Source organism: Chryseobacterium carnipullorum (assembly GCF_900142785.1).
Taxonomy (GTDB): Bacteria; Bacteroidota; Bacteroidia; order Flavobacteriales; family Weeksellaceae; genus Chryseobacterium; species Chryseobacterium carnipullorum.
This window is the reverse complement of the sequence record NZ_FRCD01000014.1, coordinates 1-11,849: the sequence shown is the minus strand read 5'-3', so window position 1 is coordinate 11,849 and position 11,849 is coordinate 1. Positions and strand designations below refer to the sequence as shown.

Sequence of the window (11,849 nt, the reverse complement as noted above, 5' to 3'; positions counted from 1 at the left end):
AATTTACTTTAGGTTGCTTGAAGTCATGAATACGGTCTTTTTTCCGTTATAATCCTTCACTTCAACGTTGCCCATCATATCGCCGTAGATTTTCATATCGGTATCCGGAAACTCGTAGCCTTCAATAATTACAGGAGTGTTTTCAGGAAGTCCGTATTGTTCATTCAGCTGAGCAAGAGAGATTCTGTCCAAACCTTCATAACCACTTTTGATTTTAAATTCCGTAAGGCCTTTTTCGGCTATAAAACCGTATTTTTTTAAACCCTGAGGCAGCCCGGCAGCACTTTTATAGGTGTTTGAGCTTTGAACGATCGCTTTTCTGGCACTGAACATGCCTACCGTCCCCACAATATCATTGGCAACAGCAAACTTGACAGAAGGATTCTTCTGGGCAGATAATGCTGCAGATGATACTATTAAAAAAGAATAAAGTATTTTTTTCATAACCGGAATATGTAACTGTTAAAAACTGGATAAATATAATTAATTTTTATAAAATGTGAATGAATTTTTATGATATTTTAAATATTGATTAGAAATAAAAGGTTTTGTTGAAGTTTTTTAATTTTATAATAACATGGTTAACTATTTAATCATGCTTCCTTAGTTTTTCTTCTCCTCTTCCTTTTTATCAACCATATTTTTAATAATATTCTTCAGTCTCTGGAATGTAAATGAGCTGAGTAATAAAATCACTCCGAGGATAATAAATGCAGTGATTCTTGAGATATTATCCATCTGCCAAACATCATAGCTGTACAATTTGAGCACCATAATTCCAATCAGGATAAAACCTATTCTGCTGTATTCGGGAATATTTTTCTTTAAACTTACATAAATGAAAATGCTTGCCAGAACAGTCCAGATGATAGGAAGGTAAAGAATGGTAAAATGTTCTTTTATTTTGTAGATACTGGAAATATCAGTTGAAGAACTTAAGATATAGGTATTGTAGAATCCGTAGCTTATTCCAATAACAAGGGAAACGGAAATCGCCAGGTAAGAGGTCTTTGTTTTATAAAAGTCCTTCATAACAGCGGCATTCCATAAAATATAGACAAAAGGAATCCATTGCAGCAGGTGGATCGTATAGAAACCGAAGGTGAGTTGTTTACGTAAGACGACCGTCACAACTTCAGATGCTGCCAAGGAAGAATTGAAAGCAATCAGGATAACAAACAGATAAATAAGACCGGTTTGGATCCTTCCGTCAATATCCAGCTTTTTCCTCAATAAAATTAATATAAATAGATAGTAGATGCTAAACAGGAGTCCGATGCTCAACATCGCTGCCCATGGCATATCCGAGATATGATAAATGATCTCCAGCAGTAACGCAATATAGATAACCCCATAACTTACAACAGCGAAAACATTTTCGAAAAAATGATCGTCCTTTTTTCCTGGCTCACTGGTTTTTTTTAATAAAAAGAGATTAAGGACCGTGGTAGAAACAGTCACAAGACTCGTTAAAAAGACAGGATTAAAAATAATACCCATATGCTCTTTATGAAAATATTCTGTCCACGTCATCATTTGTGCAATAATCACCAGTGGAAACAAAACGTAAAAACAGGTCTTGAAAATGGGGTGTCCGCTTTTTTTCCAGAAATAAACAAGAAGGGATGCTTCTATAGCCCAAACGCTTGTAATAAGATGAGTTTTGAACTGAAACGCTACTGCAACGGTGACGAGACTGATCGTGAGCGCTGCAAAAATGGAATAACTGAAACCAAAACTTTTCTTCCCATATTCTCTTAATAAAAGCACACCGTTGCCTGCGGCGAAAACAAGCGGAAAAATAATAACCGGTTCATAGCTTAATGTTTTAAATGTATAAACGAGCCCGATAATACTTGAAAAATTAATTAAAACAAGCATTAAAGTATCCGAAGTTGAAAGTGTATTCTTTTTGATATAGTCCTGAAGCGCAAAAATGTAGAAAATAATATAACTGATGATATAAAAGACGATGCTCAGCAGCTCCGGCTTTTCAGAAGTCCAGTAAAAAAGATACATACTTGTGAAAATGTAAGCTGTCCACCCCACACTTTTCCAGTGTTTCAGGAACGAGGTAGCAAGCATCCCAATATTTAACAGCGTCAGATAGGTAAACAGGAAAAGATAGTTGCTTTGTCCCGTGCTGATCATCAAGGGAGCAAGAAAACCTCCAAGCATCGCAAAAATAATTAAGATCTCACTTTTATAATAATGCGCAAGGGCGATAGAAACAATGGTAATCAAAGTCGTAATCACAAAAGCTGTATTCTGGGTAAACAAATGATATTCCTGAAACCCAATTGTAGTGGTGAAATATAAAACTGAAATTCCGCCACCGGTGATGATCGAGGCAAAAACAGCATAGTTTTTTCGTAAAAAATGTCCCAGCAGCATAATTCCCGTTCCCGCAACAAAACCTATTCCCGCCCTGGAAGTTTCTCCTATCCAGTTTTTGTCAATTGCATATTTTACAAAATAGCCCAAACCGAGAACAAGCGTGAAAATACCGACGATCGTAAGAATGTTTTGTTTCAAAAAGTCAAACACAGGTTCCAGCCAGTCTTTTTGTGGTGGTGAAGGTCTATTGTCTGCAAGGATTTTCTCATGCACATCAGGTTGTTGTGCTGTATTTTGAGTTTTGATTTCCTCTACAGGTTTTTGCTCATGTTGTAAAATTTGAATTTCTCTGTCTTGTTGAGGTTGATTAATTTTAGTGGTAAGATCAGATACTTCCTTCTCCAGTCTTCTGATCTTGTTATTTAGATGATTGAAGATAAAAAAGATGATGGCTATGATGAACAGGACCAATAGAATTTCACTCATTCTCTAGTTTTTATCAAATATAAAATAAATGTTTGTAACACTTGCACTACAAAAAATTAATCCACCACATATTCTGTGATGGATTAATTGTGCAGAGTGATTAATTGTATCTTTTAATTAGAAACTTTATAAATGTAGAAAGAACCGATACTTGTTCCCAATAATCCGACATCAAGAGCAGAAGATCCGGTAAGTCCAAATGAGATTTTGTCTCCGGCCTGGAACGAGTACAGTGAATTTAGGGTGCTTTCTGAAATGGTTAAACTTAAAACCAGCGGAACAGTCAGACCACTGAATACACGGCTGTCAATAAGCGTTGCCACTCCTCCTCTGGTTCGCAGAATGCCAATCCCTGGGGTATTGGTCAGGATCGCGGCCTGAAGACCTGCTCCATAACGGAAAGTAAATCCTACCTGGTAAACTCCGTTGGAAGGTATAGTAAAAGTGTTGTCAGTATCGGAGAATAATGCAGCAGATCCAACTGATCTCTCAGCGGCTAAAAAGTTAACGGCTCTAAACCCTGTCGGAAAAAGACCTAAACTCAAAAGAGTGATTCCTGTAGTTTTCTTAGCAGCATACACAGAAGTATTGGTTCCAGATGCGGCGGTTGCAGCATCAATAATAACCTGTGGGTCTACTTTAGCAACCTGAAATGTGCCGTCATTCACTGCCATAATGGTGTATCCTGGCAAGGCCGGCGTCATAGGCGTGTCACGAATCTTTAATGTTCCGTTGACGTCCAATGTGGCGGTCGGGTTAGGTGTATTAATACCAACTTGGGAAAATGCGCTAACCGTAGATAAGGCTAGAATTAGGGTGTAGATTTTAGTTTTCATGTGTAAGTTTTTTAATTAGTTTTCAAGATTTATAATGCAAAAACTATGCCTTATTTGTGATATATTTAACTAAATATTAATAATATTATGAATAATTTAAACAGATGTTTATTTTTTATTATTGATTATTTCGTAATATAGTTATGGGTCTTTATTTCGCAAATTAACTCTTGGGTGAAATTAAACAAAATATTTTTATATTTCCCAATTTTATGAATAATTAATATGCAAAGATTAGCATATTAATGTCATTAAATGCGCCACATTGAATGTAAATTCTGTCCGAAATTCTTAAGGAGTGTTGAATGTAGGGTTGTAAATAAAAAAAACACTGCTTTTTAGGGCAGTGTCATGAGGGTAAGATGAATATTTTTTAACTTTCCAGAAGGAATTCTTTGTAGTTTCCAAGAAAATCTACTCCGGCATTGATTGATTCAAGTTCCAGAATGGCATTGCCATGCAGGACATCTTCCCATTTTCCTACTACATTGATGAAGAAGAAATAGTTGCCAAGACCTGTTTTCAGCGTTCTGGATTCAATTTTGCTGAGGTTCATTTTTCGCCATGCAAAAACCGAAAGAACCTGGTGGAGTCCTCCCGCGTGATCTTCCGGAAGATTGATCAGCATACCTGATTTTTCTCCTAAAACTTCAAGATGGTCATTTTCGTATTTTGTTTGATTTTTAGAGATCACAATAAAACGGGTATGATTCTGTTCAAAATCCTGAATATTTCTGTTGACGATTTGAAGTCCGTATAAGTTAGCTGCAAACTGATTGGCGACGGCAGCAATCTTCAGATCCTTATTTTCAGAAACATATTTGGCAGCAGCGGCTGTGGATGAAAAATCCTGTCTTCCTACCTCTTTATAAGTGGTATCCAGAAAATGGAAGCTTTGCGCCAGTGCCTGAGGATGTGAATATATTTTTTCAATATCCTCCATGTGGTTTTCCGGATGGATCATCAGATGGTGGGCGATAGGCATTACTCCTTCTGCTTCTATTTTGATTGAGGGTGTTTTGTATAAATAGTCCAGCGTCATCGAAACTGTTCCTTCAATGGAGTTTTCCAGGGGTACCACTGCCTTTTCAGCTTCTCCGGTATCAACAGCATTAAAACAATCTAAAATATTTGCCTGCGGCAAAAGTTCTTCCCCCGGGAAAAGTTGGGTGGCCGCCAGCTGGGTGAAGCTTGCATGAGGCCCTAAAAATGCGATCTTCATACGTATTATATATATAGGTAGATAATATTGACAATTATTTAAAGTGCAAAGATGCAAATTAGTTTAAAAACAAACCTTTTTAATTGGATATATCGTTCCTTTACCATTTATTTGCCTGCAAACTGCTCGCTATAAACTCTTGCCTAAAATTTCCCCCTTGTTCCAGTTCTCTTCAATGAGCTTCATCAGAAAATCCGGACACTTGATAATTTTATTGGTTTTTGCATCCAGAAAAAATAGAGTAGTGGATGCTTCCGTGATCTTTTCTCCTTTTTCATTATAAATTTCGTAGTCAAATTCAATTCTTACCCCGGGAATTTTTTTTACATAGGTATGGATTTCCAGTTTTTGGTCATACAGGGCCGGGCGGATGTATTTAATTTTGTATTCCGAAACCGGAAGCCAAATTCCTTGGTTTTCAATTTCATCGTATGACATTCCGATGTTTCGGAAGAGTTCTACTCTGCCAATTTCCAGGTACTCTGCATAGTTCCCATAGTACACATATTTCATAGGGTCTGTTTCTCCGTAACGCACTCGTAATGAGTTAGTTGAGTGTATCATTTTTAGTCTATATTTATGCATACAAATATATTTTTAAATAATCAATACCTGCAATATTTTTTTTTGAAAAGAAAAAATTGGACCTTTGTCTTCCTTCTACAAAAAGTACTAACAAAGAATAATCGGGGCATAAATATGGATGAAAATTTAATGATGATATGGCAGAAGTGCCTTCAGTTCATGCGGGATAATTTGAACGCAGCTGAAGATAATTCTGATCTTAAGAAGCTTGAAAAATCCTTCGACATGCTATTCGATAAGGTACAACCACTTTCTTTGGTTGCGAATAACCTTACGCTTATAGTGCCGAGCGATTTTTACAAGGAATATATTGAGGATAATTACCTGTCCCTGCTTTCTGCTGCCCTGAAGAAAAATCTTGGAAAAGGAGTTAAATTGTGGTACTCAGTAATGGAAAACAGGCCTACCGGAGAGGAAAAGCCAGTGACAATGAATATGAAGGGAAAAAGCGTTCCTACACCAAAAATGCAGGAAACAATGCCGCAGGGATTCTCTGCGAATATCGTCAACCCCTTTGTAGTTCCGGGAATAAGAAAAGTAAACATAGATTCGAACCTTAAGTCTGATTATTCTTTTGATAATTATATAGAAGGAGAGAGTAATAAATTCGCTGCTACCGTAGCAAGATCTATTGCTAAAAGACCGGGAGCAACAGCTTTCAACCCATTGTTCCTTCACGGAGGATACGGAGTGGGAAAGACTCACTTGGGACAGGCTGTAGGGCTGGAAGTAAAAAGCCAGTTTCCGGATAAAGTCGTTCTTTATCTGTCTTCTGAGAAGTTTATCCAGCAGTTTATTTCTGCTGCAAAAGCGCACAAGCAGACAGAGTTTGCCAACTTTTACCAGATGGTGGATGTATTGATCATTGATGATATTCAGTTCCTGTCAGGTAAATCTGCTACACAGGACAGTTTCTTCCACATATTTGATCATCTTCACCAGAACGGAAAACAGATCATCCTTACATCAGATAAGGCGCCTGCAGATATTATGGATATTCAGGAAAGGATTGTTTCCCGTTTCAAATGGGGACTTTCTGCCGAAATCAAATCTCCGGATCTTTCTACAAGAAGACAGATCATCGTAGATAAACTAAGCAGAGACGGAATTGTTCTTCCAGGAGATATGCTTGATTTCCTTGCCGCTGAAGCTAAAACCAACGTAAGAGAGCTTATCGGAGTTATTAACTCTGTAATCGCTTACTCTACCGTTTATAAAACAGACTTAAGTCTTGAATTACTGAAAGATACCATCAACAAGATTGCAGCAAACCAGAAGAAAGTCATCAATATTCCTTACATCCAGGAAGTGGTATGCGATTATTTTGGAATCAAAAAAGAACAGCTTCTTTCTAAAACCAGAAAAAGAGAAATTGCCCTTCCAAGACAATTAGCGATGTATTTTTCAAAAGAGCTGACCAATGCTACTTTTACAAAGATCGGTGAAGAAATGGGCGGAAAAGACCATTCAACGGTAATGTACGCTTGTGATACCATCAAAGATGTGTCAAAAATCGATAAAGAAGTTAAGAAGTACGTTAAAGATCTTGCGGAAAGAATTAAAAAATAAAAATAATTTAATCTGAATAAATTGAAATGGAGAATAGTTTTATTCTTCATTTTTTTATTTAGTTTTGTTGCTTAGGAAAGCGATTGAAATCTGATAATAAGTACATCATTTAACCTTTCAATGATAATAAACGGATATGAAAATATTGATGGTCTGTCTCGGTAATATTTGCAGAAGTCCTTTAGCAGAAGGAATTATGAAGACAAAGCTTCCCGAAAATTTCTTTGTGGATTCAGCAGGAACAATTTCTATGCATGAAGGAAAACACCCGGATAAAAGAGCGATAAAAACAGCGTCAAACCATCATATTGATATTTCAAATCAAAAATCAAGACCGATTACCAAAGCTGATTTTGAAACGTTCGACAAAATCTACTGCATGGATGTTGATGTTTACGGGGATGTCATCTCGATGACACGAAATGAAGATCAACGCCGGAAAGTATCATTATTTCTGGAGGCAGCGGGCAATCAGAAAAATGCTGAAGTTCCGGACCTTTACTGGGGCGATTTGAATGATTTTGAGAATGTTTTCCAGTTACTTGACAAAGGCTGTGATGCTATAAAGAATCAAATTCTATCATAAGTGAAGTCACTCATTTTTTTGCTTCTCCTAAGCTTTAATCTCTCTCTTGCTCAGACTCAGGATGAAATTAATCTTCGTCGCCTTGCCAATGAATATACCTCTTTATTGAATTCTGCAGGAAAAGAAGAGCAGCTTTATAAAATGTTCTGCGGAGACGTTCAGGTAAGTGGTATTTTTACACAGAGAAGTTTTGCTAAACGCAGAGAGCGAATACCGGATGTTTCTCAAATCTATACTCAGGACTATAAGACTTTTATTTCTGGGTTTAAAAAATACCAGTCTGAAAATAAAACAGACCACGTTAAAATAATGACAGATGGAGAGATTGCCTCTGTAGTTTCAGATTACAGTTGTTTTTATAAAGACGTCATGGAACATTGGGGTAAAGAAATTCTTACCTTTGTTAAAATAAACGATGAATGGAAAATTTCAGCCATTACATTCTCCGTTGAACTAGCTCATCATTTCAAACAACCCTCTTTGCAAGAAAGAACTAAAAAACAATAAAATGCTTTTTTTACTCCCAGCCTATTTATCTGAAAACACTTCTATTACTCATTTTTCACCCGTTCTGAAAGAATATATTATGCAGACGGACTACTTCTTTGTTGAAAATGAAAAAACAGCCAGAAAGGTTGTTAAATTCTTTGCTCCCGAAAAAAAACAGTCCGATCTTAAATTGTTCTTACTGGACAAATACACTGAAAATGCAGACATCAAAGAAGCTCAGAATCTGATGCTGCAGGGACAGGATTTTGGATTGCTTTCTGAAGCTGGTCTGCCATGTATCGCAGATCCCGGAAACCTGATCGTGAAATGGTGTCATGAAAAAAATATCAGAGTAATCCCTGTTTCAGGGCCTTCGTCTATTATCCTGGCTTTAATTTCCAGTGGATTCAATGGTCAGGAATTTACCTTCCATGGTTATCTTCCGATTGATAAGGGAGAAAAGAAAAAACAGATTCAGCGCCTCGAAAGCCTGGTACAGCAAACCGGATATTCCCAGATCTTTATGGAAACGCCCTACAGGAATAATCCGCTTTTTGAAGACCTGACGAAGTTCCTGTCTCCGAATACAAAACTCTGTATTGCAGCCAATATCAACGATCCTGAACACGAATTCATCCAGACCAAAACCATCAATGACTGGAAAAAAGCAAAACCTGAACTTCATAAAATTCCTGCTGTGTTTGTTCTTGGTAAATAAGCAGGGAAGTGCAGTATGGTAACACCAACAGTCAAATCGGTAACATTCACCCTTTTTGTACGCTGGCTTGTAACTTACCCCAAATATTATCACGATCAATATCAATAAAGTATATAAGGCAAAAGGCGAATTCGTCCTTTTGCCTTTCTCTTTTGTGCCTTTATTATACCCATTGACATCACAATAATGTTTACAATGCTGAATTTAATTCATTTTCAGGGATGAAAATTATTCTCTTAAAACATTTAAAATGAGAGAATGTGTAAATATTTGTGGTTATGTTGTTGAATATTTAACATAATTGTTATTATTTAAATGAATTTTTTATTTAAGGAAGTTTTTTTAAGAGGTTTTTATTAATTTGGACACTGATCTGAGACGTTAAAATAAAATATGCACAAGTGTATATATGAACTAAATAGACTGGGATTCCCCAATAGCTTCAGGCACCTGATTAGATTTTTCCGGCAGATTGAGCAGAGAATAAACCAAACATCTTAAATAATTACATATGATTAAACTTAGAAATTTTTTCTCAGCAGTACTTTTTTTATGTACTCTGGTCTTTTCTTCAACTCATCTCTCAGCCCATGGTTATGTGATAAGTCCTGCCTCGAGAGGCTATCTGGGGAGTCTGGATAAGACTACACTCGGGTATAACACCGCATTGGGATTGTATGGCACTGTTATTAATGAGCCGGGATCTCTGGAAGCTAAAAAAGGATTTCCGGCACTCGGTCCGGCAGACGGAATGATCGCTTCTGCTAATGGAAGCATAGGAGGGAACACGATTCTGGATCTTCAAACCGCTGACCGATGGAAGAAAACCAATATCACAACCGGTGTGAATACCTTTATCTGGAAGTATCTGGCTTATCACGCTACGGCAAAATGGCATTATTATATGACCAAACCAGGCTGGAATCCCAATCAGCCACTTGCCCGTCAGGATCTGGAGCTTATTGGTGAGGTTGTTCACAATGGTACACCTCCCCAAGATAATACACCGCATCACATCACCATTCCTGCTAATCGTCAGGGGTATCATGTTATTCTTGCCGTTTGGGACGTTGCAGATACGGCCAATGCATTTTATAATGTCATCGATGTGAACGTACAGTCCTCGGTAACCCCTACACAACCTTCGATACCAACAGGATTAGCCAAAATAAGCGTAACGAGCTCTTCTGCAAAAATCGGATGGGCAGCTCAGGCTGACGCGGCGTCTTATAATGTTTTCCGTAACGGACAAGCGCTACAGAACGTAAGTGTTCCGGAATTTCAAGATCAGGGTCTGGCCGCCAATACCAGTTATACTTACGAAATACAGGCGAAGGGCTCTACAGGTCTCACTTCACAAAAAAGTGCACCCCTTATTGTAAAAACAGATGACCAAAATACTCCTGAAAAACCTGTAGCGCCGTCCAATCTCCACTCGATGGGAGCCACTGAAAACTCTGTTTCACTGATGTGGATGCCTTCAACTCATACACAGGGCATCAAAAATTATCAGGTCTTTGAAAATGGAGCCCAGGTTGCAGAAACGACACAAACGAGTTTCGTACGCTCAGGTTTAATCCATGATACTGAATACCGTTACACCGTGAAAGCTGTTGCCCAGAACGATCAAATCTCCGATGCCAGTAACGAATTGACAATCAGAACTAAAAAAATAGAAGGAGGAAATGGACAAACGTACTGCGGAGCACAGCAATATAATCCCGCAAATGCCTATCCAACAGCTCAGACAACAGTATTTTATAACTGTAAAATCTGGAAAAACAAATGGTATGCAAATCCCAATGAAATTCCCGGAGCCAATATGGTTTGGGAAGAGATTAGCGCGTGTACTGAAGGGCCGGGTTGTCAGTCAGGCGGTCCTGTTACCTATTGCGGCTCAACGCTGTATAACCCTGCAAAGGCATATACTGCAGCCGGTACAAAAGTTTTTTATGCCTGCAAAATTTGGGAAAACAAATGGTACGCTAATCCGGGAGAAACTCCTGGAGATAATGAGGTATGGAAAGTGGTAAGCCATTGCAATGAAGGTCCCGGTTGTACAGTTGGTGCAGCACGTAACGGTCAGGAAGACGGTTTATCGGTGATTGTCTCAGACCAACATATTAATTTTGCACCGGAAACCTACTATGGAAAAATCAGTGAAGTGTCTCTGTTTAATACCCATGGACTTCAGGTGTTCTCTTTAAGAAATCCTGCCAGGAACACTATAAATATAGGTTCTCTTCAGCCGGGAATTTATTTTGTGAAAATCGATTACAAAGATGGTGGAAACGTAACTAAAACGATCAGGAAATAGTCAGGTATTGAAACTTGAATAAAAAATAATCAACAGAAGCCGTCTTCATAGTAAGGCGGCTTTGTTGATGCTAATCGATCAGTCAGCAGATTCAAAGAAGATGTTTTTTCAATTCTTTTAAACATTTAACAGCCCTTAACATCTGCTTTGCACCATTATTGATCTACATGGTTCATAACACCAAAAAAATAAATTATGTCAGACAAGAAATTAGCAGGACTTTGGATCGATACAGAAAAAGCAATAGTAGTAAAAAATCATGATGCTCAGAATGCATTTAAGTTTTTTCTTTGCAGCCCTGTAAAAGCCGAAATACAGCATGGGAATTCAAGTGAAAATGCAGCCAATAATGCAGAACGAACCAATAGGGTGAAATTCTTCAAAGAGATAGAACACCTATTAACAAATTCTCAGGAGGTTTATATTACAGGACCCGGAACGATTCAGGAAGAGCTAAAAAAATATCTCCATGATACAGCTCAGTTTAAAAATCTAACGATAACCTTAGATACTGCACAGAAAATGTCGGATGAGCAGGTTCTCGAAACTGTAAAAGATTATTTCAATGCTTAAATTATAGATAATGCAGTAAAAATCCGGATATCACTGTAGACTGCACCCCAAAGTTTAGACAAAATTAAACAATATTATTATATGAAAGAGTTCGGTACTGTACCGGACTCTTTCCTTTTAGATTAAGTCTT

At 37.6% G+C, this 11,849-nt stretch carries 11 protein-coding genes; 6 read left to right on the top strand and 5 right to left on the bottom strand.

Annotation, left to right across the window (positions count from 1 at the left end):
* Positions 1-3 precede the first annotated feature (3 nt).
* From BUC06_RS15585 to BUC06_RS15565, 5 genes are all read right to left on the bottom strand, one after another.
* Complete coding sequence (locus tag BUC06_RS15585; protein WP_073334948.1) at positions 4-444, bottom strand: hypothetical protein; 441 nt, start codon at positions 442-444, stop codon at positions 4-6.
* A 159-nt stretch (positions 445-603) separates the two neighbouring features.
* On the bottom strand, positions 604-2,823 hold the full coding sequence (locus BUC06_RS15580; RefSeq protein WP_073334947.1) for a DUF2339 domain-containing protein: 2,220 nt from the start codon (positions 2,821-2,823) through the stop codon (positions 604-606).
* A gap of 113 nt (positions 2,824-2,936) precedes the next feature.
* Positions 2,937-3,659: a hypothetical protein gene (locus tag BUC06_RS15575; RefSeq protein ID WP_073334946.1), complete on the bottom strand. Its 723-nt coding sequence runs from the start codon at positions 3,657-3,659 to the stop codon at positions 2,937-2,939.
* 373 nt (positions 3,660-4,032) lie between these two features.
* Positions 4,033-4,881 carry a prephenate dehydratase gene (gene pheA, locus BUC06_RS15570; protein WP_073334945.1) on the bottom strand — a complete coding sequence of 283 codons (849 nt, stop codon included), beginning with the start codon at positions 4,879-4,881 and terminating at the stop codon, positions 4,033-4,035.
* A gap of 129 nt (positions 4,882-5,010) precedes the next feature.
* On the bottom strand, positions 5,011-5,445 hold the full coding sequence (locus BUC06_RS15565; RefSeq protein WP_073334944.1) for an acyl-CoA thioesterase: 435 nt from the start codon (positions 5,443-5,445) through the stop codon (positions 5,011-5,013).
* A gap of 135 nt (positions 5,446-5,580) precedes the next feature.
* Between BUC06_RS15565 and dnaA the strand changes: the two genes are divergently transcribed.
* From dnaA to BUC06_RS15535, 6 genes are all read left to right on the top strand, one after another.
* Positions 5,581-7,035, top strand: coding sequence for a chromosomal replication initiator protein DnaA (dnaA, locus tag BUC06_RS15560; protein ID WP_073334943.1), 1,455 nt, complete (start codon positions 5,581-5,583; stop codon positions 7,033-7,035).
* 136 nt (positions 7,036-7,171) lie between these two features.
* A complete protein-coding gene (locus BUC06_RS15555) occupies positions 7,172-7,621 on the top strand; it encodes a low molecular weight protein-tyrosine-phosphatase (protein ID WP_073334942.1) in 450 nt (149 codons plus the stop codon).
* A complete protein-coding gene (locus tag BUC06_RS15550) occupies positions 7,622-8,128 on the top strand; it encodes a hypothetical protein (protein ID WP_073334941.1) in 507 nt (168 codons plus the stop codon). It abuts the gene before it with no gap.
* Between the two features lies 1 nt (position 8,129).
* Positions 8,130-8,828: an SAM-dependent methyltransferase gene (locus BUC06_RS15545; protein WP_073334940.1), complete on the top strand. Its 699-nt coding sequence runs from the start codon at positions 8,130-8,132 to the stop codon at positions 8,826-8,828.
* A gap of 511 nt (positions 8,829-9,339) precedes the next feature.
* Positions 9,340-11,145, top strand: a complete 1,806-nt coding sequence (locus BUC06_RS15540) for a lytic polysaccharide monooxygenase (RefSeq protein WP_073334939.1) — start codon at positions 9,340-9,342, stop codon at positions 11,143-11,145.
* A gap of 195 nt (positions 11,146-11,340) precedes the next feature.
* Positions 11,341-11,718: a hypothetical protein gene (locus tag BUC06_RS15535; protein WP_073334938.1), complete on the top strand. Its 378-nt coding sequence runs from the start codon at positions 11,341-11,343 to the stop codon at positions 11,716-11,718.
* The last annotated feature ends 131 nt before the right edge of the window (positions 11,719-11,849 follow it).

What these genes read in the sequence shown, in the direction of transcription:
- BUC06_RS15585 (WP_073334948.1), bottom strand. Translation starts at nt 444, where the DNA reads ATGAAAAAAATACTTTATTCTTTTTTAATAGTATCATCTGCAGCATTA.
- BUC06_RS15580 (WP_073334947.1), bottom strand. Translation starts at nt 2,823, where the DNA reads ATGAGTGAAATTCTATTGGTCCTGTTCATCATAGCCATCATCTTTTTT.
- BUC06_RS15575 (WP_073334946.1), bottom strand. Translation starts at nt 3,659, where the DNA reads ATGAAAACTAAAATCTACACCCTAATTCTAGCCTTATCTACGGTTAGC.
- pheA (WP_073334945.1), bottom strand. Translation starts at nt 4,881, where the DNA reads ATGAAGATCGCATTTTTAGGGCCTCATGCAAGCTTCACCCAGCTGGCG.
- BUC06_RS15565 (WP_073334944.1), bottom strand. Translation starts at nt 5,445, where the DNA reads ATGATACACTCAACTAACTCATTACGAGTGCGTTACGGAGAAACAGAC.
- dnaA (WP_073334943.1), top strand. Translation starts at nt 5,581, where the DNA reads ATGGATGAAAATTTAATGATGATATGGCAGAAGTGCCTTCAGTTCATG.
- BUC06_RS15555 (WP_073334942.1), top strand. Translation starts at nt 7,172, where the DNA reads ATGAAAATATTGATGGTCTGTCTCGGTAATATTTGCAGAAGTCCTTTA.
- BUC06_RS15545 (WP_073334940.1), top strand. Translation starts at nt 8,130, where the DNA reads ATGCTTTTTTTACTCCCAGCCTATTTATCTGAAAACACTTCTATTACT.
- BUC06_RS15540 (WP_073334939.1), top strand. Translation starts at nt 9,340, where the DNA reads ATGATTAAACTTAGAAATTTTTTCTCAGCAGTACTTTTTTTATGTACT.
- BUC06_RS15535 (WP_073334938.1), top strand. Translation starts at nt 11,341, where the DNA reads ATGTCAGACAAGAAATTAGCAGGACTTTGGATCGATACAGAAAAAGCA.